This is a genomic window from Acinetobacter legionensis (genome assembly GCF_057165765.1).
The window spans coordinates 3,688,272-3,713,224 of record NZ_CM169896.1 but is presented as its reverse complement, the minus strand read 5'-3'; the positions used below and the strand labels follow the sequence as shown (position 1 = coordinate 3,713,224).

Annotated in this window: 31 protein-coding genes; 5 read left to right on the top strand and 26 right to left on the bottom strand. The window is 37.2% G+C overall.

Annotation, left to right across the window (positions count from 1 at the left end; all coding sequences use genetic code 11):
* Nucleotides 1-40: 40 nt before the first annotated feature.
* From AC2G3J_RS16885 to AC2G3J_RS16870, 4 genes are read right to left on the bottom strand one after another with little or no spacing between them, the layout of a single operon-like run.
* The gene (locus tag AC2G3J_RS16885) at nt 41-2,764 is read right to left on the bottom strand and encodes a toprim domain-containing protein (protein ID WP_483770342.1); all 2,724 of its coding nucleotides are present in this window, start codon (nt 2,762-2,764) and stop codon (nt 41-43) included.
* A 9-nt stretch (nt 2,765-2,773) separates the two neighbouring features.
* Nucleotides 2,774-3,169, bottom strand: a complete 396-nt coding sequence (locus AC2G3J_RS16880) for an ogr/Delta-like zinc finger family protein (protein ID WP_096733050.1) — start codon at nt 3,167-3,169, stop codon at nt 2,774-2,776.
* Nucleotides 3,162-3,401: a hypothetical protein gene (locus AC2G3J_RS16875; RefSeq protein WP_483770341.1), complete on the bottom strand. Its 240-nt coding sequence runs from the start codon at nt 3,399-3,401 to the stop codon at nt 3,162-3,164. Before AC2G3J_RS16875 ends, AC2G3J_RS16880 begins: the two co-directional genes overlap by 8 nt.
* 21 nt (nt 3,402-3,422) lie before the next feature.
* Nucleotides 3,423-3,623, bottom strand: a complete 201-nt coding sequence (locus AC2G3J_RS16870) for a hypothetical protein (protein WP_483770340.1) — start codon at nt 3,621-3,623, stop codon at nt 3,423-3,425.
* Between the two features lie 107 nt (nt 3,624-3,730).
* Between AC2G3J_RS16870 and AC2G3J_RS16865 the strand changes: the two genes are divergently transcribed.
* Together AC2G3J_RS16865 and AC2G3J_RS16860 are read left to right on the top strand one after the other, a co-directional pair.
* The gene (locus AC2G3J_RS16865; protein WP_483770339.1) at nt 3,731-4,072 is read left to right on the top strand and encodes a helix-turn-helix domain-containing protein; all 342 of its coding nucleotides are present in this window, start codon (nt 3,731-3,733) and stop codon (nt 4,070-4,072) included.
* 75 nt (nt 4,073-4,147) lie between these two features.
* A complete protein-coding gene (locus tag AC2G3J_RS16860; RefSeq protein ID WP_483770338.1) occupies nt 4,148-4,927 on the top strand; it encodes a hypothetical protein in 780 nt (259 codons plus the stop codon).
* A gap of 24 nt (nt 4,928-4,951) precedes the next feature.
* Here the strand turns inward: AC2G3J_RS16860 and AC2G3J_RS16855 are convergent, their stop codons facing one another.
* The 3 genes from AC2G3J_RS16855 to AC2G3J_RS16845 all read right to left on the bottom strand — a co-directional run bounded on the left by AC2G3J_RS16855 (nt 4,952) and on the right by AC2G3J_RS16845 (nt 6,466).
* Nucleotides 4,952-5,128, bottom strand: a complete 177-nt coding sequence (locus AC2G3J_RS16855) for a hypothetical protein (protein ID WP_483770337.1) — start codon at nt 5,126-5,128, stop codon at nt 4,952-4,954.
* A gap of 337 nt (nt 5,129-5,465) precedes the next feature.
* Nucleotides 5,466-6,137 (bottom strand): hypothetical protein, encoded by a 672-nt coding sequence (locus AC2G3J_RS16850; RefSeq protein ID WP_483770336.1) that lies wholly within the window; start codon nt 6,135-6,137, stop codon nt 5,466-5,468.
* A 182-nt stretch (nt 6,138-6,319) separates the two neighbouring features.
* Nucleotides 6,320-6,466 (bottom strand): hypothetical protein, encoded by a 147-nt coding sequence (locus AC2G3J_RS16845; protein WP_483770335.1) that lies wholly within the window; start codon nt 6,464-6,466, stop codon nt 6,320-6,322.
* A 590-nt stretch (nt 6,467-7,056) separates the two neighbouring features.
* Between AC2G3J_RS16845 and AC2G3J_RS16840 the strand changes: the two genes are divergently transcribed.
* Nucleotides 7,057-7,890: a hypothetical protein gene (locus AC2G3J_RS16840; protein ID WP_483770334.1), complete on the top strand. Its 834-nt coding sequence runs from the start codon at nt 7,057-7,059 to the stop codon at nt 7,888-7,890.
* 48 nt (nt 7,891-7,938) lie between these two features.
* On the opposite strand, the gene AC2G3J_RS16835 is transcribed toward AC2G3J_RS16840, so the two are convergent.
* Nucleotides 7,939-8,094 (bottom strand): hypothetical protein, encoded by a 156-nt coding sequence (locus AC2G3J_RS16835; RefSeq protein WP_483770333.1) that lies wholly within the window; start codon nt 8,092-8,094, stop codon nt 7,939-7,941.
* Between the two features lie 153 nt (nt 8,095-8,247).
* Between AC2G3J_RS16835 and AC2G3J_RS16830 the strand changes: the two genes are divergently transcribed.
* Nucleotides 8,248-8,427: a type II toxin-antitoxin system HicA family toxin gene (locus AC2G3J_RS16830; RefSeq protein WP_483770332.1), complete on the top strand. Its 180-nt coding sequence runs from the start codon at nt 8,248-8,250 to the stop codon at nt 8,425-8,427.
* A 180-nt stretch (nt 8,428-8,607) separates the two neighbouring features.
* On the top strand, nt 8,608-9,024 hold the full coding sequence (locus tag AC2G3J_RS16825; RefSeq protein ID WP_483770331.1) for a type II toxin-antitoxin system HicB family antitoxin: 417 nt from the start codon (nt 8,608-8,610) through the stop codon (nt 9,022-9,024).
* Between the two features lie 48 nt (nt 9,025-9,072).
* Here the strand turns inward: AC2G3J_RS16825 and AC2G3J_RS16820 are convergent, their stop codons facing one another.
* The 18 genes from AC2G3J_RS16820 to AC2G3J_RS16735 form a co-directional block, all read right to left on the bottom strand.
* The gene (locus tag AC2G3J_RS16820; protein ID WP_483770330.1) at nt 9,073-11,631 is read right to left on the bottom strand and encodes an AAA family ATPase; all 2,559 of its coding nucleotides are present in this window, start codon (nt 11,629-11,631) and stop codon (nt 9,073-9,075) included.
* Between the two features lie 198 nt (nt 11,632-11,829).
* Nucleotides 11,830-12,849 (bottom strand): contractile injection system protein, VgrG/Pvc8 family, encoded by a 1,020-nt coding sequence (locus AC2G3J_RS16815; RefSeq protein ID WP_483770329.1) that lies wholly within the window; start codon nt 12,847-12,849, stop codon nt 11,830-11,832.
* Nucleotides 12,846-13,271: a phage tail protein gene (locus AC2G3J_RS16810; protein ID WP_483770328.1), complete on the bottom strand. Its 426-nt coding sequence runs from the start codon at nt 13,269-13,271 to the stop codon at nt 12,846-12,848. The genes AC2G3J_RS16815 and AC2G3J_RS16810 overlap by 4 nt, the downstream gene beginning before the upstream one ends.
* A 15-nt stretch (nt 13,272-13,286) precedes the next feature.
* Nucleotides 13,287-15,803 carry a phage tail tape measure protein gene (locus AC2G3J_RS16805; RefSeq protein WP_483770327.1) on the bottom strand — a complete coding sequence of 839 codons (2,517 nt, stop codon included), beginning with the start codon at nt 15,801-15,803 and terminating at the stop codon, nt 13,287-13,289.
* A 12-nt stretch (nt 15,804-15,815) separates the two neighbouring features.
* Nucleotides 15,816-15,917 (bottom strand): GpE family phage tail protein, encoded by a 102-nt coding sequence (locus AC2G3J_RS16800; protein WP_483770326.1) that lies wholly within the window; start codon nt 15,915-15,917, stop codon nt 15,816-15,818.
* An 11-nt stretch (nt 15,918-15,928) separates the two neighbouring features.
* Nucleotides 15,929-16,282, bottom strand: a complete 354-nt coding sequence (locus tag AC2G3J_RS16795) for a phage tail assembly protein (protein WP_483770325.1) — start codon at nt 16,280-16,282, stop codon at nt 15,929-15,931.
* Between the two features lie 47 nt (nt 16,283-16,329).
* On the bottom strand, nt 16,330-16,836 hold the full coding sequence (locus tag AC2G3J_RS16790; RefSeq protein ID WP_483770324.1) for a phage major tail tube protein: 507 nt from the start codon (nt 16,834-16,836) through the stop codon (nt 16,330-16,332).
* Between the two features lie 2 nt (nt 16,837-16,838).
* Nucleotides 16,839-17,462, bottom strand: a complete 624-nt coding sequence (locus AC2G3J_RS16785; protein ID WP_483770323.1) for a phage tail sheath subtilisin-like domain-containing protein — start codon at nt 17,460-17,462, stop codon at nt 16,839-16,841.
* 1 nt (nt 17,463) lies between these two features.
* Nucleotides 17,464-18,513 carry a phage tail sheath protein gene (locus AC2G3J_RS16780; protein ID WP_483770322.1) on the bottom strand — a complete coding sequence of 350 codons (1,050 nt, stop codon included), beginning with the start codon at nt 18,511-18,513 and terminating at the stop codon, nt 17,464-17,466.
* Between the two features lie 112 nt (nt 18,514-18,625).
* Nucleotides 18,626-19,699, bottom strand: coding sequence for a leucine-rich repeat protein (locus tag AC2G3J_RS16775; RefSeq protein WP_483770321.1), 1,074 nt, complete (start codon nt 19,697-19,699; stop codon nt 18,626-18,628).
* Nucleotides 19,700-19,806: 107 nt separating this feature from the next.
* Nucleotides 19,807-20,697, bottom strand: a complete 891-nt coding sequence (locus tag AC2G3J_RS16770; RefSeq protein ID WP_483770320.1) for a phage tail protein — start codon at nt 20,695-20,697, stop codon at nt 19,807-19,809.
* Between the two features lie 13 nt (nt 20,698-20,710).
* The gene (locus tag AC2G3J_RS16765) at nt 20,711-21,235 is read right to left on the bottom strand and encodes a phage tail protein I (protein ID WP_483770319.1); all 525 of its coding nucleotides are present in this window, start codon (nt 21,233-21,235) and stop codon (nt 20,711-20,713) included.
* Nucleotides 21,228-22,124, bottom strand: a complete 897-nt coding sequence (locus tag AC2G3J_RS16760) for a baseplate assembly protein (protein WP_483770318.1) — start codon at nt 22,122-22,124, stop codon at nt 21,228-21,230. The genes AC2G3J_RS16765 and AC2G3J_RS16760 overlap by 8 nt, the downstream gene beginning before the upstream one ends.
* Entirely contained in the window at nt 22,121-22,489 is a 369-nt protein-coding gene (locus AC2G3J_RS16755; RefSeq protein ID WP_151803182.1) for a GPW/gp25 family protein, read from the bottom strand. The genes AC2G3J_RS16760 and AC2G3J_RS16755 overlap by 4 nt, the downstream gene beginning before the upstream one ends.
* Nucleotides 22,486-23,040, bottom strand: coding sequence for a phage baseplate assembly protein V (locus tag AC2G3J_RS16750; RefSeq protein WP_483770317.1), 555 nt, complete (start codon nt 23,038-23,040; stop codon nt 22,486-22,488). Before AC2G3J_RS16750 ends, AC2G3J_RS16755 begins: the two co-directional genes overlap by 4 nt.
* A gap of 84 nt (nt 23,041-23,124) precedes the next feature.
* The gene (locus AC2G3J_RS16745) at nt 23,125-23,964 is read right to left on the bottom strand and encodes a DNA adenine methylase (RefSeq protein ID WP_483770316.1); all 840 of its coding nucleotides are present in this window, start codon (nt 23,962-23,964) and stop codon (nt 23,125-23,127) included.
* A gap of 154 nt (nt 23,965-24,118) precedes the next feature.
* The gene (locus tag AC2G3J_RS16740; protein ID WP_483770315.1) at nt 24,119-24,556 is read right to left on the bottom strand and encodes a phage virion morphogenesis protein; all 438 of its coding nucleotides are present in this window, start codon (nt 24,554-24,556) and stop codon (nt 24,119-24,121) included.
* Nucleotides 24,556-24,951, bottom strand: coding sequence for a phage tail protein (locus tag AC2G3J_RS16735; protein ID WP_483770314.1), 396 nt, complete (start codon nt 24,949-24,951; stop codon nt 24,556-24,558). Before AC2G3J_RS16735 ends, AC2G3J_RS16740 begins: the two co-directional genes overlap by 1 nt.
* Nucleotides 24,952-24,953: the final 2 nt, after the last annotated feature.

Genomic DNA, 24,953 nt, shown 5'->3' with positions numbered 1-24,953 from the left:
TTAAAAAGAAGTGCAAGCTTCTTTATTCACGCTTTAAAAATTATTTAAAAGGTGTGTGTTGGTTGTAGTATGGATTGGTAAAAAGCCAGCATTTGACGACACGTTCACGCATTTCTGATGTCACATTTTTAACTTCATCTGCAGGGAAGTTTTTAGACTTAACTGGTTTATTCATTTCTATGAATTTATAACGTCGGCTTGATCGAAGTAGCGTTCGCATTTCATTGATGTCAGGTAACGATTGATAGTTACGGGCAGCGACTTTGTAGACTTCATTTAGATTGATAGCGATGCTTTGGGCGTCTTGATCATGATGATTTAAGCTGAATGCTGCATTTCTGCTGACATTCATATATTCGTAGGCATCCCAAAATTGTTGAACCATAGGGTGGTCGCTACTTAATTGCTCCACACGCTCCCGTGCCATTGCCTCTAAAATACGTTTGGCATCGCAAATTTCATCTAAGTCGATGACTTCTTTTAAAACGTGTTGTTCAAGTGCATCAACCATTGCTGATACTTGTGCATGACAAAGTGCAATACGAGTATGAGTAATGCCTTTTTGATGAAATTCTTCTTCTAAGGCTTGGATATTTTCTGAATAGGTTTGCAGAATTTTTGCTTCATTTTTTAAGCAATGCGTCATGTAAGTACATGCGTCTTCTAACGAAATACGAGAAAGACGATCGGCAATTCTTTTCTTTTCTAGGTTATGGCCTTTTGTTGTCACTGTAATATGCAAGGTACGAGATAAAATCGCTTCTGAGGCTTGTATAGGCGTGTTTTGACTGATCATGATTGCACCACGGAATGGTGGCTCATACGTTTCATTCCCTGCGGTTTTTAAGCCTTTTGAACGAATTGCTCGACCGTTAAAGGCGTCTTTCAATTCATCCCAACTAAATTTAGCTTTTTGGACACCACCATTTTGATCATTTCGGTCGCCCTCAATTAGAACGATCGGCATATTAGAGGCTTGGGCAAAATTACGATAAATTGCCACACTGGTAGATTTATTCGGATCAAAGCCTTCATAGGCTTCTCGACCGCTAAATTTCCAAAGCAACTCAAGCAATGTTGATTTACCTGCACCTGCTTGACCAACAAATTCAAAAAAAGGATATGAGGAATTAAGAGCACGGATCTGTTCAGCAAAATATGTTCCTGTCCACCAAGCAAGAACAATTAAGCCATTTGCGCCATTCAATGTATAAAAATCTTTCCACCAACTTGCAGAAAATTCCTTTTTAGGATTCAGGGTAATCACTGGTGAATTTGCTAGGCTTTTCAATTCTTTTTTTCCCGTTTTGTAGAAATCATGTTCATTTTTGGGGATAACTTGCCCGTTATGCACAGCATATTTATCAAAGATATAGGCTTGATAATCTTTGCTATAGCCAATGAAATCGATAGTTTTAACTTCACGTAATTTTTCAGTTTTACGTTTAATAAAGGTTTCTAGTTGTTGATCACTGCCAGTCCACATCGCACCTGAAAGGACGGACATTACACGAGGCTTAAATTTACTGCGTGATGCCATGTGTTCAGCAGTAAAAGTGGTCTTGGTTTCTCCCCATGGGCTTTGAAGATGGAAGTAATACCAAGATTCATCGGTGATTTCGTTTCGTTGGAAATACAACGGCTCAAGCTGTGCATTACAGATTTCTTTCGCTGAAGAACATGTTTTTAATGCCTGAATACGCTTTTCATCTTCTGAAAGCATTTGTTCTTGTTGGCTTTCCTCAACATATTGGACAGCTTTGTTATATTTCTCATAATCTAATTCCCACCAGTATGTACGGAACTTATGATTAAAAAAGAATTTACTTAGATTGCTACCATAATAGTTATAGATCAATAAGCCTGCTTCTTCAGGCGTTTCAACAATTTGAAGCTTGCCAAAATGGAGGTATTTCTCCTGGTCTTTTTCTGTGAGTTGTTCACGTTGAAATAGATCATTCCAATCTAGTGATTTTCCATTAATCGGTGTTGGTGGAAGGGCAGCAGTTGAGATCCAACCTTGATCGGTAGCATGTTTATGGTGTTTAGGTAAAAACTTCTTGCCTGCGTTGTCATTGTCCAAAGCCCAAACTAAACGTGGCTTATCTTTGTTGAGTTCATGACAGCGTTTGCTGATCGTATCTAATAATTGTGTGGGATAATTACCACTGTTCATATTGCTCAAGCTAATAATGCCTGATTGTGATAGCGCAATACTGTTAAAGATGCCCTCAGTGATCCATATACTGCCTGCAGTACAAAGATCATCTAACTCATGTAATGTCCATGCCAAGCCATTCCATTTGCCGATAAAATTGGCTTTCTGACGACCAAAACGATCAGGACGATCAATGATCCGTTCCCAATATATTCCTTCAGCTAATTTGAAGCGAACAGTTGCACTGACTAAATTTCTATTTTTAGGCGCTTGATATAGTTCCTGTGTATATCTGCCTTTTAAATTTTTAAGGTCAAAACCTCGACCATCCCTCAAATATGCATCTGCAGCGGCATTTGGATTCTCATGGGTTTTAGGGTGATATTCTGACCAATCTTTGAAAAATTCTTCGCAGATATCTTTGACGTATTCCTCATAACCACACTTATTAATACGTCCACATTTCACCATGCGTGGTGTTTCTGCATGTGTGTAAAGTTCTTTCTCATTACAACTTGGACAAAGACCTTGACGATACCATTCACCAACTCTTTTAAAGTTAAATAGTTGGTTAAGTCTGTCGTCGATATGACGCTGAAGATCCATCACTAATGCCTATATAAGTTTCATTTGTAGAAGTCGGTTGCGGTAAGTCGTAGCCCTGGTCAAATCAATTGTTGACGAATGAAAGAGCGCAGAAATAAAGCCTTCTACATAATTTTTTTGGTGTTCATCAATTGAGGTTTGGAGTTCTAAACTTTCGATGTGATGTTCAAGTTCTTGCTCCCACTGGCGTTTATGCTGTGGTAATCCTGTTTGAACTTCAGGATTAGGATTGATGCTGTTCTGAATTGGTCGCACCATTTCTAAACTCGCTGCAAAACTTGCAAGGCATTGATCATTGCGACATGAAACAATCAACTCATGTAAGAGTGGCGAAGGTCTTTTTCGGCTAGACACATGCATACGCATGCCACAGTGAGGGCAATAAAAACCAATTGATTTACTCATCGTTCAATTCCTTTACTGATTTTATTAAACGACTTGGAGCAATCACATTTGATATTTGAATGTGAAAATGAACCATAGTCATGCATGTCAGCTCCCGACACTCACCTACATAACCTTTGGGATTTTCTAAATAAACAACGGTCCCCAAAATTCTTAATGGCTTGTCACATACCGGACAGCAAATTTTTTCATTAAAAATGTGTCCATTTATTTCAGAAAGTGCGCTTGGCATGAATTCCCCAAAATCTGTGACTTATGATTGTTTTTGATCAGAGCTTTCGTCATCAATATCGATACCCAAACCTTCCAAAAGATATTTTTTGGAAAACTGATTTGGTGTTAGAGATCCTTCTACTGCTGCTTTAATTCGAATTTGTTGATGTTGAGCTTCTGAAACACGAAAAACGATTTGTTTTTCTTTTTCTGAATTGTTGGTGTTTTGGGTACTACTCATTGCAATGACCTCATAAAAATTTAAAATGGTAGAAATCGGACTGTGTGTGATTTCTGACAATGTTAATTTACTTCGATATATCGAAGTATTCAAGAGATATTATTCAAATGGATGAATTATTTTCTACTGCTAATCGAAGTATTCGCCTGAAAGAAGAACGAAAAAAGCTAAAGCTTACTCAAGTGAAAGCTGCTGAAATTATTGGTGTACTTGAGGCTTCATGGATTCGCTATGAAAAACATGGCGAGTCTATGAATGAAGAACAGATTTATGCATTACAAAAGTATGGCTTCGATATGTCGTATGTTTTATTTGGGAAGTACAAGTTAAATATGCAGTCTGCAAATAGTGAGCTATTAACTCTTTATGAACAGGTAGCTGAAGAGCAAAAAGAAGGTTTAATATTTTTAGCAAAGGCATTTGCTGCTGCTTATCCTAAAAATAGATAAATAATTATATTTGAGTAAATATTCAATGATTTATTTGCTCATCCTTTTAAAAATATAATATTTTGAGCTAAAAATATGACACTAGAAGAAGTAAAAAGTATCGCAATATCAATAGGTACACTTATTACTGCATTTACAACAATTTTTATGGTTTTTTATAGAAGTAAAGAATTTCAAAACTATCATGAAAATATTTTGAACAAGCGGGTTAAATCGAGTATTGAGTATCATGAAAAATTTGTTAGAAATTCCAATAAAATAGAATATTCGAAAAATGTTCAAGATGCAGCAGCTTGTGATTTAGTTGGAAATGGAAAAGTTGATGCTTTTTTAGTTAATTTTCTATTAGAACTCCATGAAAAAAAATTGGTCGATATAAATGAAATGATGGGTTTATTTCATGGTGGGGAAAAATTTGGGCACTTAAAATACCTTAAAAATAGAGGATTACAAGATTGCTTTGTTTTTTATTTTAGTAAAAAAAATAATAGAATTTACTGTTTAGAGAATCTTGATAAAATTAAAAAAAGTATAAAATGGTCAAAGATTATTTTTAAAGGAACTTTTATTTTATTGATTATTTATTCATTGTTTTTTGCTTATTTAGTTTCAGTTTCTGATACAGCGTTTGATTTTTTCTTTGCATTTTTCTTTGGGGTTATTACGTTTATATTAGCAATATTTTTTCCACAATTATCGTTCGCAATTGATCAAACCTCTATTTTTTTAGAAAATTTTTATGCTGCAGAGAAGCTATATAAGAAGATAAAAGAAAAAGAAGATCAGAAGTTACTGGAGGAAAAGAGTAAAACTATTGTTAGTAATTATAGTTTATATACACGCTCTAAATACTAAAAAGCTCCCAAAAGGGAGCTTTTATCACTCAGTTTTTATCTGTTGTAAAATTGATCGAGCATCATTAGATAAACTTTCAAATACTTTCTCAATTTCTATAGGTTTGATGCTTGGATCAATTGTGCATTTTGATAAAAAGTTAAGTTTAATAAGTAATTTCTTAATTTCGTAAATTGTCTCTTCATCGATTTCTACACTCATTGTATTACCCCTAATTTGATTATTAATTTATGGTTGAAAAACCACAATTTATAAGATCGGATAATTCATTAAATAGCGTCCAACTTTGGTCGCTGTTTTCCAATACTAAGATTGCCTGAACAGCGCAAATGTTCAAATTATAGCTATCAAACTGTTGATTGTAGTGATAGTCAATATTTTCTCTGAGTTTAGACCAGGTTATATTGGTTTCAACGAAAGTTTTATAAGAAACATTAGGACTTATCAGATTGTAAAGTTTTCTTGAAGAAACAAACAATTGACGTTTGTTATTTTGAGGGTTCTTAACTCTAAGAATAATTTTTGAAATTCTCATTTTTTATATCCCTATCAAATGTGCAGGCATAACCTGTTCAGGTGTATGCCATTGCCATTTATTTATATCGAGTCTTGATGTCGCTGAGGCAACATAAGCAATTACTTCCCGTTGTCGATTTTGCCAAGCCAAGAGTAAGGGGCTGTCATAAGTAATGTCGAGTTTAAGCTTGCGTAATTGGCGATAGAGCTGTCGATTGATATCAAGCATGGTACAAGCTTGTTGAGGGGTTGCTTCAGGATGGATGGGACAATCTGTCCCCTTTGGCGTTTCAGAAACACCTGGTGTCGGCTCAGATTTTGATTCCAAAACACCGAAACCGAATATTTCTTTTAGTTTTTTATAGTTAATTGTGTAGTAATTGACACGCATAGACTTGTTAGGATCTAGCTTATTGATTTCAATCAGTCCCATCTGTTTAAGTTTTGCCACCGCACGTTTGATGGTAGCGATACTGAATAATCCTAATGTGTCAGTCCACTCTTGATAGGTATGAAACCACCACTTTCGATTATTGTGTTGAGTCAGGTTCTTTTTACGCTTGTATTTACGAGTTTCGTTGAGTAAGTAATACAGTTTTTGTAAGAAAGTTGCAGCTGGCAAGCCTAGCTCTTTTGAGAGCATAGGCGAGGCAATAATCGGATATTCGTTGTTTTGCAAGAGTATGTTTTTCATATGTCATACCCCGTGCGATAAGACTCCATATAACAGACTTTACAACGGGCTGCCCATTTTTGAATTCCATTTTTTATGCCGTTTTTAAAAAAGAATTCTTCATCAAAAGGGAAGTATTCATGACACATGGGACAACATTTTTCAGTACCTAATTCGGTCTGAATATAGATTTTTGACATGATTTATCCTCGCTTTTTAGAACGAAGAAATTTCAAAATTTGAATACTGAGTTTTTCAGGTTGAGCGAAATCTGGCGCATTTAAGCGTTGAATACAGAGGGTGTCTAGACATACAGGTGCTGAATACACACTTTTATTTTGAGTGTTCATAGTCGTTTTCTCAGTGACAAGGTTATATACCTGACATCATTACTTCTCACGGTAATGGTGACAGACTAAACAGGGGTGAGAATACCGTTCACTGAGTACGGCCAGCACAAGGCTGCCCTGCCTAGCCTGCCATAACGACTGCTAAACAGTAGGCAAAAAAAATGCCGCTTAAGCGACTTTGATTTGCGCTCAGTGATGATAAAACAGGTTCTCACGCCCGTTCACAGTTTTGCTGTGATTTAATTAGTATTAATTCAATTTAATTTATTGTCAATCATTAGATGAATAAAAAGATAATTCATTTTGCTAATGATTGGATTATGAACATGTAATTGATTAAGTAACAATTGATTATATAAGTGTATTTATTTCACTATTGATTGGATTATAAAGAATTAAAAGAATGACAATTAGGTTGCGATACAATTCTTTTATATTTCTATTCTTAATTCTTTTTATATAGAAGAAAGTGTCAAAATGAGCTAATGCATAGTGTCATAATGAGCTTATCGATTGGTTCATATTGAGCTAATGCATAGTGTCAAAAAATGTAATTAATAAGCCATCTAAATTTTAATAATGGGGTAGAAATGGAAGTTATTTTTGTATTGTCTTTTCTCGCTTTGATAGCGGTATGGGTTCTTACTTTCATAGGTTTAATTAGTCCAAAGCGTTTACAAAGCTTACGTAAAAGTAAAGAAATTACTCGACAAGACGTTTTGATTGGTGGTGTGATTGGCAGCATAATTTTATTTTTAGTTATTGGTGTGACTGCACCTGATCCTGTTAATGATGGTCAAAATAATACTACCTCTGCAAATGCTACCAATAATGAAAAAATAGAAGAAAAAATTGTTGATCTTGAAAATGTCAAAATTGATTATGAAATTATTTCTGATGATAAAAAGAGAGATATTGTTCGTAACGTTAGTGTGGAGTTACCAGAGCGTATCTCTGAGCAACAGCTGAGACAAATTTCGAATGAAATAAAAAATGGTGATAGCAATAGCTATGAGCGCACTTTTATTATGTACCGAATAAAAGGAGAGCAAAGTGTTGCAGCATGGGCAACAGCTCATTTTGATCCAAGCTTAGAAGTTAAATTTATTGGGTTAAGTTCTGATAATTTCAAAAAACTATTAAATGTAAAACATGATGTAGATGGTGAAGTGATTGGCCAATGGATTTCACCAAATGGGTTCACTGATCATATCGTTGTTCTTTATAAGAAAGATAAGAAATATTTTAAACAAGATTTTTATATTGATGCGACTTTAAAGCCTTATGAATTGCTTAAAGATGTGGCAACTTATCGTTATAAAGATCCTGATGAAACTCAATACTTCATAATTGATTCAAGCGGAGATTTAGAGTACCACGGTGAAAGTAGAAATATTTATATTGCTAACAAGATTGAAAAATAATAGATATCTATTTAAAGAAAATGCCCCAAATTTGGGGCATTTTTAATGCTAGGGTTTTAAGAATCTAATTAATTTATCTAATTTATTATTAATATGATTAATGCAAATATTTGCAAGTGGACTATCATCTTGTTTCAGTTGTAATTCTTTAAGGTGTTTTTCTAAGACATCCATATAAACTTTTGTTGTGCCTAATTCATTCATTTTAAAGCCTTATTTACGCGTTTCGATAAATATATTTTCGCTCTCCTTGCGAGAGATAGTAAGCAAATAATAAGACAAATATGTCGTATTTATTTCTTGATTATAGGACAAATATGTCGTATTATTGCTTTATCGTTTTGAAGGAGATGTGCTATGAAGTACAGTGAATTCGAGCGATGGTTGAAACAACAAGGTGTCGAAGTGTTACGAAGTGGAAAAGGTTCTCACCGAATAGTTAGCTACAAGGGAAAACAAACTACATTACCGTTTCATAAAGGCAAGGAAATTGGAGAAGGCCTTCGCAAGGAAATTCTGAAACAACTAGGGCTTTAAGCCCTAGTTGTTGAACTTTAAAGTACATCTTTATATGGAATGCAATACTTAGAGGAAATATCTATTGCATTGTTTGCATCAAAGATTTTGATTTAAATTCTTTGATTTTTTTGTCTAAAAAACATTCTACTTAAATCGCACTAAGTAGAGTTAAGTAGAACATTTGATGAGGTGTTTAGTATGTTATATCCAGTGTTTATAACACGCGATACGGATAAATCTTACTTGGTACGTAGTCGTGATATACCTGAAGCTTTCGCTGTCGGTTACTCAGAAGAGGAAGCTTTAACTGAAGCATTAAATGGTTTAGAAACAGCTTTTATTATTTATATGAATGAGCGAAGAGCTATACCATTACCTAGTAAAAAATTAAAAGGAGAAGTTCTCGTTAAGTTACCTTTTCGAGTAAGTTTAAAAATTTTTTTATACAATGCAATGATTGAACGAGGTCTAAAAAAAGCTGATCTTGCACGTGAGTTACATTGGGATCAGAAACAAGTTGATCGATTATTGTCATTAAATCATTCAACTAAATTAGAAGCGATTGAAGAAGCTTTTAATGTGATTAATAAAGATGTCGATTTAATAATTGCATAATTACTAAGTCGAAAAAAAGCCCTCATTATTTGAGGGCTTTTTTTATATTTATTTTCTTCTTGTTTTTAACTCTTTGAAGTAATCTTCTAGTTCTCTTAAATCACTTTCTAACTCATCAATATCTGGAAAAACACCAGACATCGCTTCAGCCATATCATGCCCATTCATATAGGTACTACACTTACCCATAGCAGCATAAATTTTTTGGACATCTTGTTCAGTGATATCTGTTAAATATCTTGTATTTTGAGTTTTAATTTCACGGCTAAAGCGTTCAACAACACTTTTAATTAACCATTCTTCAACAAGTCTTTCCCATGTTTCTCTTTTTTTTCCATAAATTATACATGCATGATGTTGATATTCTTCTATTGAATTCTTTGCTGCTTTTCTAGCTTCTACTACTTTTACTTTAAGTTGTCCGATCCTGTCAGCAGTTTTTAATGCATCCCATGGAGGTGTATCAAGAGGTATTCCTGTAACTTTATTGCTTCTAGTAATAGCTTTGACAGTTATATCATTAGATACTTCTTGAAGCATTTTAAGGAAAGGTAAGTCATGCGTTAGAACAATGACCTGCCTTTTGTTGGCTTCCTCAGCAATTCTTTTGGAAAATTTTAATCTCCAAATATGATCAAGAGAATTTACGGGATCATCAAAAATAATCGCTGACTTTCTACTATCAGTAGACAATTCTGCAAAAAAACTAGCTAGAGAAATGCACTTTTGCTCTCCTTCGCTAGCAATATCAAGAATATTCGCATTATTTTCAGAAAGCTGTAGGCTGAAATTTTGATTTCCTTTTGCACCTTTTGTTAGTGTATTTATTGTGAAATGATCAAAACCTAGTTTTTTTAGTTCAGCGTTGAAAAATTCTTGCATTTTCCCTATAGAACCAGTGTTGGATATTTCATTATTCAGTAATGTAATTGCAGTTGTGGAAGTAGAGCGTTTAAGTTTGTTAAAACATTCGATTTTCTTCGCTTTTTTAATTTCTTCTTTAATTTGCTCTTTGACGATTAATATTTTTTCTTTATCTTCAATTTCTAGGATCCTTTGAGTTTTTATTAATATCGTCGTTGCTTTTGTTTCATCATCTAAAACAGATTTTTCGATTTCTTCTAGCTTGCTAATATGTGTATTAAGTCTTGTTAAAGCTTCAAAATTTAAATCTTCAATATCAAAAACTGGTAAATCTAGTAAAATATTTTCTGCTTTTTCTTTTAACTTATTAATTAATGACGTAAACAGTATACCAAGTTCTTGATCCTTTTCTTTTATTTCATTAAGGATTGCATCATAAGGAACTGTAGAAAAACTCAAATCTCTTATTTTTTTTAATATTTTGTTCCAGTTTATAAGAGCCGAAGTTGCATCTTTTTGGAGTTCATTCTGAAGGTAAACATCAAATGATGCTAGTCTTGATGCTGCTGTGTTATCTATGACTTGTAAACATGTAGGGCAGTGATCTCCTTCTAGTAGAGGGAATTTTTTGTCTTGGTCTAGATTCTCAATGAAATTTTTTACAGCATTCCACATTGTATGCCATTGCTCTGTGCCAATTTTTGATACTGGTAACTCTGCAAATGTAGCAGTACTGAGCAAATGTGCTGCTAATTTCGTTTGTTCTTTTGTATTGTAAATTTCTTTAAATTTAATTATTGATTCTAGATTTAGTTCATTGACTAAAGCTGTTAGGAATCGTTGAAGCGGTACTAGTCGTAGCCTTCTACTTTTATATTTTTCTCGTAACTTTTCAGGTGAATTATTGGTTAATTCAAGCACTTCTTTTCTTAAAACTATTAGTTCGGCTGACTCTTCTTGTGTTGCGCAGAATAAATCTATTTGTTCCGGTTCTAAGGTGGAATTTATGATTAACTTACTTGGCGTTGTGCCTTGATTCATTTTCGGTAGAACTGGTAATGGTATATAACTTATTTCATCATTTTTTGCTTTATCCATAATAAAGCTACTAGCTTTTAATAGTTCATCCAATAGTTTTAAAGCAGTTGGCTTAAAATCTAAAGTGCCTGTTTTAGATAGATAGTGAATGGATGAATTTGAATCGAAAACCCTGATTGATTTAAGACGAGAGTGAGGCTCTAAACGAGTGTTCCATGATATTAATTCAGAGATACCATTAGATTCAATCTGAATTTCAGCAGAAGGTATACCGACTTTCTCTTCGAAAATGTTATGCCTTAATTCAGGGAGTTCACCTCTAGTCAAGCAAGCATTTTTTAATATCTTTGCATAACTAGATTTTCCAGCTCCATTATTTCCATAAATAACTGTTAATCCTGAGGTAGAAAATTCGATCTTTTTCTGTGATGCTAGAGTAGAAATATTAGATGTATTTCCAACAGAAACAAGTTTATTTTCTTCCACTTCTTCATGGTAACCAGTCGCTAGAACTGGCTTCACTAATGATGAGTAGTCTATACTTTTTTCTTCGAGACCAAATTCCATTTTAGCAAGTAAATAAGCTTTCTCTAATTCTATTGAAGATAATTCTCCACATTCAATTGCTTTGCTTAGTGTGAATCTCCACCAATCAGGTTTTCCTTGATTATTTACTAGACTACATATTTTAGTTGCTATAGGCATTATTATTTCCTTAATTATAAATTTGGAATAAGTAAGTGGCTGTATTTCTTGTAATATATCATTAATATTAAGTACATACACTGTGTTTTGACTTTTGTATAAAAAGAATATTGAGATGTATTCTATAAATTTAATTCCAAATAGTTAAATAAATGCTTTAAACCAGTATTTTTGATAGGAAATGAGTACTTAATTTACTCACTTCAAGTTTGATTCAAGTTCTAACTGCGTAATTAAACCATTGGATTTGTTATATGTGTGAGTGGCTTTCTCAACAATCCACTTCAATCGATCAATCTCATTTTTAAAGCCATCTAATTTGACAGGTGACTCTGTACTGATTTCAGGTATTCCATAAGCGAGACTAATACTGAACTTGGCCATTTGCCGTTTTATCTCATCCATTTTTGCATCTGCAGCACGTTGAGCATCCTCTTTACTCGCAAATGTCCCTTTTATGACTTTGGTCTTGGTTGACGGATCATTGCCACCACCACGTTTTTCGGGATTACCTGAGGTCACTCGCTGACGTTTAGCTTTGCCTAAATCTTGGTAGCCTGCAGAAACACCGGTGTAATCTGATTCCCGATCTTGCTCGTTATAACGGAATTGATCGCCAGTGCTCCTGGTCACAGTAATTGATGACAAATCTTGACCCGAAGCTGATTTAGCTGTGCCAGCCTTAAAAATAAGTAAACGATCTTTTTTGACAGCCATTTCTGCGCCATTGGTTTTTGCTAAACGTGCTAAAAGGTTGAGATCCGATTCATTGGTTTGATCGATATGATTTAAATTTATGGCTTTTAAATCGGCAGTCATGATCAGTTCTAATTGATGGTTTTTCGCAATTTCATTTGCAACCTCACCAAAAGATTTGCGGTGATATGATTTTGACTTTGCAACTTTAATGCTGCTCTTAAAATTAGCGCTCGAGGCTTTAACAGTGATGGCATCTGCAGGACCTGACCATTCAGCCTCATCGACAATGAAATCACCTTTATCGTGAAGTTCTTCACCAATAAACCCCATTTTACAATTCAGTCTTACTCCTCGTTTGGGTAATTCCAAAGCTCCATCACTATCATCAAGTACAATGCTGAGTTCATCCGCTTCATTGGCTCGATTGTCGGTTACGGTTACGCTAATGATTCGACTTAGAATTAAATCATTTAAGGGCTTATTGTCTGCAGTAATCAGGCATGTTGGTGTTTTTATCATGTGATCACCTCATCTGTGTTTTCAGGTGCGGTTTGCTCCTCGATGCGCTCATCATCGGTACGGGAAAGTTTTAAGGTGAAATCAACTTTTCGGGGGACGCCATTGTCTAAAAGATAAGTCTTGGTTTCATCAATATTGTCGATGACATAGACACCGTATAAATAACCGCTGCCATCCATAAGAACAAAGCTTTGGCCAGTACTGGCCATGCTTGCAAGTTCATCAATCGCATAGCGACGCCCGAAGCCGTATTCTTCATAAATTAGACCAGGTAAAGTAACCGTATCTGAACCAACACCGGTGTATTGTTTTTTGGCTCTGCCTGCAGCCACTTCATTTTCAGCATATTTCCATGCCCGTTGTCGCTGAATTTCGGTAAAACTCAAGGTATCGATTTTAAATAAAAACTGTCCAAGGCTCATTAACATGGTTTATTCCTAGTCCTGGTCGCTATAACTACGGTTTTGAGCTGAAGTGACAGATTGCTGCCAATTCTTTAATTTTTGATCCATTAATAAACCAACAGCCTGAGTATCAGAAACCCCAGAAATATGAATCTGTGCCGGTGCAAAATGATTGATTGATGTTTTTGCTTGAGGCAAGCGTAAAGGTACGATCGGCTGCGTTTGAATGGTTTTAGTGGGGATCGTGGTTCCAGCCGTTGCAGTATTACTAAATTGTGGAATTTGAGGAATTTTTGGAATATTCACAAAGGGGATTTTGTTCAGTCCAGTAATGAGCGTATTGACAGCGCCAATCACTAGTCGAATCGGTGAAAGTAAATGATCAACAATACTCGCTCCCACGGCCACTACACCGCTTTTAAAGTTTTCCCATGCTGCCATAGCAGCGCCAACAAATATCACGATTTTGGCTGCAGTCTCGCCCAACCATCTGCCAATAGTCACAAAGGATTGGATAAATATGCCTGCAAGTAGACCAATAAATTCACCCAATATTTTGCCGTAATTGGTCGCATTTTGAAGCTCTTGATTGGAGGCTTGCATAGGTGTCAGTATTTCCCCCAATATGCCTTTAAATGCGGTCCAAGCACCTATCAGCGCATCCCAAACCGGCTGTAAGGGTGCGAGTATGGTTTTGATGTTATTAAATGCGCTACGAATTGCATCTATGGCAGGCGTAAGGCCAATTTTTAGACCATCCCAAAATCCTTTAAAGAATGCTTTGATCGGCCCCCAATATTTATAGATGACAAATGCGAGCAGGGCGATTGCTGCAATAATCCAAGTCAAAGGATTGGTAAGTAGGGCAATGCTCATTGCTCGTAACCCTACAAGCAATAAGGGAATCGCACGACTGGCCAAGAAAGTAAAAGCGCGACTTACAAGTTGAATGGTTTTTGCTATGAGTGTGAAACGGCTCGGTAGGCCGATACCTAGCTTGCCTGCAACGGTTCGCAATATAAACATTAAAATAGCAAGCTTGGTAATGCCTGCAATCACGCCAACAATGGCCCCAAAAAATAAGTTGGTGGTGTATCTAATACTTAACATCGCCACTTTAAACATGATCAATTGCATAGCAATTTTAGCAAGGGTACGAACAAGCTCAGGGTTTGCATCCACCCAATTTTTAACTCGATCAATGATCTCTGTAACTTGTTGGATGAAAGTACGTAAGTCATTGCCAAGCACTTTTTGTATGGAAATACTAAAATCTTGCCAAGCACCACCCATATTTTCGATATCACCTGAAAGATTGTCTTTTAAAATCGCAGCAGCTCGTGCAGCTGCGCCTTCAGAGTTTTCGAGCTCACTTGTGAGTTGCTTAATCTTATTTACAGTTTTGCCTGTGTTTTCATCAAGTATTGCTGTTTGATCAACCAATACAGCCATTGCTGAAGCAGCTTCGACACCTGAAATATCTGAAATGAGTTCTAGACGTTTTTGAGATCCCATACCTGCAGTGGATTTTCGAATATCATCCAAAATATCAGACATATCACGCAGATTGCCTTTAGTATCTACTGTAGTGACATTTAACGACTCAAGCGCTGCTTTGGCTGCTTTTGGTGGTGATGCTAAACGCAACATGATGCCACGAAGCGAAGTACCGGCTTGAGTATCAAGAATATTATTATTTCCCAATAGGCCAGCCATTGCGGTGGTTTCTTCAATACTTGCACCATATTGCTTGGCAACAGGTGCAACATACTTCATGGTTTCCCCTAAACCTTGAACACTGGTTGCAGTCGCATTGGTGGACTGTAAAAATATATCATTAACTCGGTTGATATCTTTAGCTGCTAAACCGAATCCATTTAGTGTACCTATGGCAATTTGCGCTGCTTCAGCAAGTTCGACCTTGCCTGCTTCAGCCAATTGTAATGTACCGCCTAAAGCCTCATGGATCTGCTTCGGATTAAAACCGCCTGAACCTAAATTGAATTGTGCCTCTGCAGCTTCCTTTGGGCTAAATGATGACGCTGCGCCCCATTTACGCGCATCATCCTCAAGCATTTTCATTGTTTTGCTATGTTTTTCTAAATCTAAAACTGCCTGAACACCACTCATTTGTTTTTCAAACTCAAGGGCAGGTTGAAAAAACTTATAAAGTCCTGCGCCTGCAGCAATACCGCCTATGGCCATGCTTTTAAATTCTTCTCGCATTGCTGCTCTACTTTCAGCAAGTTTGGCATTCCATTGATCTGTTTTATTGAGGACTGCAGATAATGCATGATCAACATGACCATATTCAGTCACCAACATTTTTGTTGCTGATCGAACGGCATGGGAATATTTTTCTGTTTGTTTTAGGGATTGATTATATTGTTGTGCATCTGAACCGCCCAAAGTTCGATTTAAGCGGTCAATGCTACGGGTAAGGTCTTCAATAGAATTTTCGGTGTCATCCGAATTCTGACGAATCATTTTAAGAGGACGAGTAGCTTCATCCACGATCATTAAAATTGCACTTAGACTTAGACTACTCATATTTTTACCTGGTCAATGATTAACTTCAGAACGTGCGCTCGCTCGTTCATTCCATTGCATTAATTCTTCTATTTCCCAATGTTCACAATCTTTCGGTGTCCAATGGAAAACCACAGCAAGATTCGCTATGACGTCATCAACGCTGCTTGGGATTTGGCTTTCGCACTGACTAAAAAACTGGTGAGCTCCACGGTTAAAGTGGTGTAGTCAGACACATCCATGGCGTTTAATTCAGCCACATTAAGGGCAGGTTGAGTGACACGGGTAAGTACTGTATTCACCGCATTAATTTCCCACTTGAGCACATCTTGTAGGCTTAAATTTCGTAAAGTCCCGACGTTGGGTTTACGAATTTGAATTTCAGTAATTTGAATCTCACCACGAATGATGGGGTTTTCTAAAATCGCTGTTTTAACATTCGGATCTGTGATGGTTTCTGAATTAAGTGCTTGAGTGGTTTTTTCAGTTGCTTTAGTCATGATTTTCTCTGATTTAAATATAGAAATGATGGGTAAAACTTGGTCTATTAAAGACCAAGTAATTTTTTGATATCGGCAACGAGATTACTGTCACCAAAGCGTTCAATACCTCGAATGAAATCAAGTTCAACTTCGATCACACCATCGACTTCCATGCGGTAATAGGTGTAGTTGTAAGCCATTTTAATTTCAGTTTTATCACCATTTTTTGATGAACCAGGATCAAGCTCCAATGCTTGGCCACGCATATAAATTTCGACATTTTGAATCTTGCAGGTATCTTGATTCTCATAAATGCCGACAAAGCGCACAGGTAAATCGTTGGTCCCACATACCCCCAATTGTCGGTATTGTTTGACGTCAAAACCTGCATAGGTCACTTCACCTTCAAGTTTTTCATAGCCCATGGCCAAAGCGACATCACCGATCATGCCTGCGCCTCGGAAGTCTTCAGTCTTTTTAGTGATTTTAGGGATATTGAAGCTTTCGGCTACGGTTGCCCATGAATGCATATTGACGAAGACATTAAAATTTTTAAGTGTTCTTGGTAACATGCTTAAACTCCTTCTGTGGTGTTTGCGCCATTGATCAACTGAGCAAAGTCGACCAAGTATCGACCTGTGATACGTTGGTTTAAGCCTAGATTTTCAAGTGGTGGAATAGGGGTGTAGTCATAATCGACCCACATTTGCCCTTGCTGTAATTGTGTTGTTGAGTTCTCATTCGGGTCATACCAAACCGATGCACCCAATAGGTGTTTTTCGCCGACATGCTCCTGAAGCTCTGCATCAATTGAATCAATAATGTCTTTGGCCAAGAAAGGCGTTAAGGGTTGATCAACAAAGGGGAAACAGCCATTAATAATGGTATCAAGTAGAAAATGGGCTGTTCGTGTTGAGACTTCAAATGCAAAGTTAGGATCTGCAGAACAAGTGCGGTTGCCCCAAAAACGAAGGCCTTGATGTTGAATAAGCGTTGTGATTTCTTTGCTGTTTAGATAGCCAGCGTCAGTGTCAGGATCTTCTAGATCCCAAGTAATAGGGCGACTGATTCCTGTTGGTCCAGTCACTGGAATATTTGAAAGTGATTTATGCCAGCCGACTTTTTTGTCAGTTTCAGCTCGTAAAGCAGCAGCAGCCACGACGGCAGAGAGGATGCCTGGTCCGTATGTAAGTTCCATATTAAAGTCCTAAAAAGTTTTGAACACCACAAGAGTGAATTTCAAAAGGGCTAACCAATGGTGTCGCAGAATCTTGTCTTTTTAAAAAATCAAAAAAATCATATTCAGCGTTCAAAGATTTTTTTAAAGTAATCGTCGCAGCGCTTTTTGTTGTAGATCCATCACCCCCCATAATCCAACCACGATAGGATTGAAAATATGCAACTCCACCACCGCCACCCGTGAGTAATTGTTGACTGCTTTCTACAAGTGAAATTCGACGAATAATCGTTTCAAATTCTTCTTGTGTACTGTTTGTGCCACTATCAAATTTTAAGACCTGATTTTTTAAATCAATGTTTTCTACAGGGATGTGAAGATCATAAGTAATCGTATATTGAGCCGTTGTTGGTAAATCCATCGCAACATCTTGAACCGCAAAATACGATGGATCACATTGGCCTTTCGACTTTCCCAAGAAGACATTTCCACTGGTAAACTCTGGCCAAATCAACATGATTTCACGATCTGAAAGTGTGTCTCGATAGGCTGTAACGTCTTGCATGGTTTCAAGCATTACCCCGAACATATCCCGTGGGGTGGCATAAGAGAAGGCACGAATTTTTTTATTGATGGCTGCCAAGGCTTGGACAACTTCAGGGGTTTCTACATCCGGTGCAATGTTAATTTTTGGCGTGATTCCCAAGATTGATTTTGCAGTCAGCAATGCTTGGATACCTGTGCGTTGACCTGTTGGTAATGTGGTACCAATGACCAGGCTTTGATTAAAAGCTTCGCCTTTAAACGGGTCTTGAATACGAATAACCACCAATGTTGGAGAGGTAATCGCGGACATGGTTTCTAAACAAGCTCTTAAATTACCTTCAGTCCCTGAAGCTGCAAGTGCTCGATTGATTGATGTCACTAAAGTCGGTGTGTCGAGTGGAAAAACATTCTCATCTGCATCATCCGAAAAGGCGATGAGTCCGATGACATTGGTGTCAGCATCTCGCATCGGGATGATGCCTGACGTGGGTTCTCTTTTGGATATCCCGTGATGAAACTCAGCCATGATTACTCCAAATATGTTGTTTTGGCAGATTTGAAGTCATCATGCGGTTTGAGATTTTATAATTCTATAAGTTCGATCCTGTTTAAGTCTTAAACAGGATTTTTGCATTTGGTCAGTTTATTGGTTGAATGAAATTTGCATAAATATCCCAAGCCGATTTATAGGCATCTACTGAAGCAGCAGGCACATATATTGTTTCTAACGGATTATTGGAAAATGATGCAAAGGTTTTGCCTATGGTAGGTGGGATCATGCTTAATGCAGTCACAGTTTTGATTTGATTATTTGCAAATGCATAACTATCGAGTTCGATTAAATTTGTGGGTAAAACGATTTCGCTGATTTGATTATTTGCAAAGGTATTTTGTTTAATCCGTTGTAATGACTCAGGGAAAACGAGTTTTCCTGAAATCTTATTTTCGTAAAATGATCCATCACCAAGATATTCAACACCCTCATAAACAACCACATGGGTAATATTTAAGGATCTGAATTGTTCGAATTCTGCACCTATTAAGTATTGGGTATTTACGATTCCATTAATGGTGTAATCGATACGTCCACCACTGGGCTGAGGAATATTATTCCCTTGAAGCACATTGCCACTGGTAAATTCAGGCCAAATCAGCATGATTTCACGGTCTGAAAGGGTATCTCGATAGGCTGTAACATCTTGCATGGTTTCAAGCATTACCCCAAACATATTCCGTGGGGTGACATAAGAGAAAGCACGAATTTTCTTATTGACGGCTGCCAAAGCTTGGACAACTTCAGGGGTTTCTACACCTGGTGCAATATTAATTTTAGGTGTGATTCCCAAGATTGATTTTGCAGTCAGTAAAGCTTGGATACCTGTGCGTTGGCCAGTTGGTAAGGTTGTACCAATGACCAAGCTTTGATTAAAAATCTCACCTTTGAATGGATTTTCAATACGGATAACCACAAGTGTTGGAGAGGTAATCGCGGACATGGTTTCTAAACAAGCTCTTAAATTACCCTGAGTTCCTGAAGCTGCTAGTGCGCGATTGATTGATGTCACTAAAGTCGGTGTGTCGAGTGGGAATACATCCTCATCGGCATCATCTGAAAACGCGATGAGTCCGATGACATTGGTGTCAGCATCTCGCATCGGAATGATGCCTGAAGTGGGTTCACGTTTTGATATTCCGTGATGAAACTCAGCCATGATTACTCCAAATATATTGGTTTTGTGGATTTGAAGTCATCATGCGGTCTGAGATTTTAATATTCTATAAGTACAATCCAGTTTAAGTCTTAATCAGGATTTTGCTTTTATGCAGTGCGGATCCAAACATCGACCACCATGGATTTTTGCACGATATTATGGGCTTTATCGCCACCAATCTCGTTAGTTTTCAAGTCAGCAGGCTTATCAGTTGAAAAATTAAATGAGGGACGTGCAGTACCAGGGCTGTCGGTTGTTGTTGCATCGATATTAATGCGATGTTTTGGTAATTCTTCAATGCTTAATTTATGGGTATATTCGCCCCCGGTGTTGCCTATTACTTTCATAAAACTAGGCGCAAGTTCATTACTTTCTAGGGCACGGCTGACCAGGGCATGACCATCACCCGACTTTTGCCATTCGCCATATCCTTTATGTTTATTCACTGCATCTGAATTATTGAATAAGATTGTGGTGATGAATGGATCGCCAATGGCAATATCATGTCGGCTTAAAAGGGTTTCTTTTAGACTATTGATTTGATCTAAAACCCATTGTTTATTTGCAGTGACAACGTGGGAATCAATTTCGACTAAAACTTGAGCGCCTGAATCTGCTTTAATTTCGGTGACAATTTCAAGTTCACCACCTGCACCTTCAGCAATCACCGGTTTGTATGCGCCATGATAATTACCAATATAAACCAGTTGGCCAGTGGCATCGATAAAGCCATATTCATGCATATTGAAACCACCGATATTTGCTTCAATCGTGGCAGAGACTCGTGCAGTTTGCCCTAGTACTTCGACAGATTGAATAGGAACTCTGGCACGTTCATTGACTAAAGATGTTCGGCTTTTTTGGTCAATAGGTTCATAAGGTTGATTATTTGCATCACCAATCACCATTGCGGTGAGTTGAATGCTGACAACATTATGAGCTTGAGCAATCAATGATGAACCGTACTCAGTCAAAGCGACATAGTATTTTGCAGCCATAATTTAAACCTTATTAAATTGTAGATAGATAAACGGTTGCACCAGTATGTGATGCACCAACAACATTAAAATGACTTTCTGTTTTAACTTTTGCAGTGATTGAATAAGCATCTCTTGCCGATTTTGTTGCTTCAATAGCCGTTAATACTTGAAGTAATTGGTCAATCGTTAGCAGGTAACTAGTCGGAATATTGACTATAAAAGTAAATGGCGGTTGTTTTGGGATGAGCGCATGCCAAGGGGTTAATTGGAATTGAGGGACGACAGTTGAAAGTAGACTTTCAATGGAAGATCGGGTGCCACGTTGCGCATTGAAAGCCTTACTTTCTGTGATGGCATTACGTTTTTGTGATTCGGCCCAGTTAGGCTGCCAATACTCGACACGGTGCTCCCATGCAAGCCAAGGTAAGTGAGCAACAGGGCAAAGATGAATACGATGTAAATCAACAAAAGGGACGGGAAGTGCAGTAATTTTTTCACCAAGCTGCTCAATATTTTTTTCAAGTTTTGTGGCGTTGGGAGGCAAGAGTTTAGACATCGCGAAACTCCGTAATTGTTAGCGTTGTGCCAGTACATTTTGCATACCGGCTTTTGGCTAAAATGATGTCACTCGCTGGCGCAGTCAAAATGACATTTTGTACACCAGCCACATGTAGAGCGTGATAAATTCCGCTGCGAGTGACGTCATACCCCAAAGCATTAACCATTTTAATGTAGGTGTTGAGGGCATCTTCAGCAGCCGTTTGAACTACTGCAGAATCAGGACCAGGGAATAAAACTAAAGTGGCGTTTACCGCCCATTCAAAAGGTGTGGCTGCTTTTATAGTTACGGCATCTGTAAAGGGACGCTTAGTACCAGGATCTAATGCGACATCGATAATATTGAGTAAAGTTTGAGGCGCAACATCATCAATATGACTTTGTACAAAAATATCAACGTATCCAGCTGCAGGCGTTTCTACCGCAATATCCTTAACATGGCCATGTGCACCTAAACCCCAAAATTGATATGCACCGACTGAACCTGCAGATTTACTCTCAGGCTCTAACTGAACTCGACGACGCAAATCTTCGTCGTCCTCCATAACAGCTTCGACAGGTGGGTTTGCGGTAGGATCTGCTTCAATAATGGTTTTTCGATAAACATTACGGTTAGCTGCTAAATGGTCTAAATCTGCCCCTTTTGCATAAGCCAACATGAGTGCTTTTGCTTTGGCATTAATCTGGGAGGTTTTAAGCAATAAGCGATAAGCAAAGGTTTCAAGTACTTTAACGATTGGCTCACTTTCAAAATTTAATACTGGCGCTAGTTCGGGATCTCTTGCGATGAGATCTTGTTTGCATGCATCTAACTCCGCTTCAAAGTCGAGCTGCTCTATAACATTTGGAAAGGGTAAAGCAGAAAGATCGATACGATTTGAACTCATGTAGCTGCCCCGATTAGAAATTCTTGTTTAACTGTTTGAGTACCTGTAATGGTCTTAATATTGCCTAGAATGGTAATCAGCCAATAGCCCACAACAGCAGCAGCTTGGCTAACTTGAACTTGACTAATTTTGATGCGAGGTTCAAAGCGAATCAGTGCAGTCGCTGAGGCATTCATAATCTGAAGCTTGGTAAAGTCATTACAGGGTTGATCGATCAGATGCGGAACAAGTGAACCGTAATTTCTTCGACATAATCGAGTACCGATCAAGGTGCTAAGAATGTCATGCATAGATTGATATAAATGCTCAGGAAATGAATCATTATCAGTAATTGCTTTACCAGTGCTTCGATGCATACCTTTCATTGAGTTGGTCCTCCTGAAGTGTCTGTACCACCTTTCACACCTAAAGTTTTATGTGTAGTTAAGCTAATGTTTTGGGCGATGACATCCGTATCAGAGGTGATATCTTGTTGGGCGTGGATGCCTTGTGTAACGTCCAATTTTTTTTGAATTTTGACCTGACCAGTAAATTCAGTTTCAGGAACATCAAAGGTGCATTTGCTTAATTTAAAAATGGCTTCGCCTGAAGCGACATTGACAACAAAAGAATGTTCGCCTAATTGAATATAAACCTCGTCAGGGTCTACGCTTGGAGGTGGGAAATCTTCAGAAAATAAACTGATTTGCGGTACCGAATTAGTTAGCTCACCGCCTTGAGCTGAAACTGAAAATTGTTCTCCGATCGATGGACAGCGCCAAATTTTAACAACGCCTGCAGCCATGGTCGGAATAGGAATCCAATCAGTCTCATTTTCATCAATTTTTAAGCGAATTTTCCATGCTGAAGCATCGACTGCTATTACAGTTCCAATACTGGAAAGGTTTTGAAATTGGCGTAAAAGTTGATTGCTCATGATGATTTAAACGTAAAAATGCCCATGCTTGAAATCATGGGCATTTTGTTTTTAAAGTGCGAGGAATTGAATCCTGTTTAGCGCTTAATCAGGAATCTTGAAATTGGTAATAATGATTTCTTTACCATTATTTTCATCTTCAGATTGAGAGTTGAGTGACCAACGAATTTTTTTAGTTTGAAAGTAAAAGCCTTTAAACAATTCACGCACTTCAGGCACATCATTAAGGCTTAAAATAAATTTTCCTTTGATATTTCGTAAAATATCATTCAGTTTTGAAAAATCATCTCGGCTAAAAATATCTTTACCATAATAGTTTTCGCAATTGTAATAAGGTGGATCTAAATAGAATAGAGTGGTCGGACGATCCATTTTTTGAATCAAAGTATCAAAATTGCGATTTTCAATATTTACCTTTTGTAATCGCTGATGAATTATAGACAAGGTTAATTTTAATTCATCACCTAATTTTAAATGTGGTTTACGTTCAACATGTGAAAAGAAATTTGGTGCCGCGACTTTTGCTCCAAAGCAGTTTCTCAATAAGTAATAAAATCGAGCTGCTCTTTGAATGTCCGTTAATGTTTGAGAGTTTGATATTTTTAATCGTTCAAACTCATCACGACTGATGAGTTGGGTTTCAAACTCTTGCACCAGGGCGTCAGGATGATATTTAAAAACGCGATATAAATTTATAAGGTCGCCATTAATATCATTGATAGTTTCAAGTTTGGAGACTGTTTTTTTAAACAGCACCCAACCTGCACCACCAAATACTTCACAGTAATGATGATGCTCAGGCATCATGTCAATAATAGTTTTGGCCAATTGAGATTTACCACCAATCCACCCTGAAAATGAATGTCCTGAAGGATTATAGGAAGGTTTTGATACTTCTTGGTTTGGGTTAGTTTTCGGGGACATAATGTCTACTCCGTTGGTAGCTCAAGGCTATCTAACCTGACGCTCTAGGCGTTCCAATGATTCAGCACTCGGCAACGAGTGCACTTGATTTCTAGATGTACTGTGATCTTTTCAATACGACCTAGTAATTTTCCGCATTTACATCTGAGTTCAATCATATTCTGAAGAATCTCTCTAACTCCGTTTCAATCCATTTTTGATCATCTTGACTAAAACCAACCAATTCACGAATTGGGTATTTAGTTGGTTTTGCATGATCAGTAGGGCGGATCGTTTTTCCCTCCTGGTGTACTTTCGCAATTTGGGCTGTACGTCCACCAAAACCTACTGAAGCTTTATCGGCTGAATATTCTGTTTTTAATTGTTGGCCAATCTTTTTGAACATATCACCTTTACGCTTAATACTTCCAATTTGATCCCTTTTTCTTGGCGTAAAACGATTACCGTTTGGATCTCTTTGCTGACTAATTCTGTCTTTAGATCGTATTCTTAATCCTTGAGCTAAACGACGCATTAATTCTCGTCGTTGAGATGGCTCTAAGTGCTGAAGATATTGATCAAACCAACGATTTAAAGCAGCAAAAGATTTCATTATTCGAATCCTTTCGGAATGAATCCACCTCGTAAATCACTCCATTCCAACGCAGGGCAAATATGATAGCCCTGGTCATCTATTACCACTTTATCCCGTTGTGGAAAGTCAACTTCGAGGTCAAAGGTATCATTATCAATAATTTCAGAACTAAATGAAATTTGTAGATCATTGCCCGTGGTGTCTAAATGCAGATTTTGAGTTTTAAGCCAACTCCGAATTAGCATGATGACTTCAATCGGATCTAAGCGATAATCAAGAAATAAAAGCCGAACGGTATAATCCATATAACCTTTTGCTTGTGTGCCATTCACAATAAATAAATGGCATTTGTCTGCAGTCATACTCGGCAATTTTTCTTGCAAAAATGTTTTTAAACCGATCAATGCGATCATGA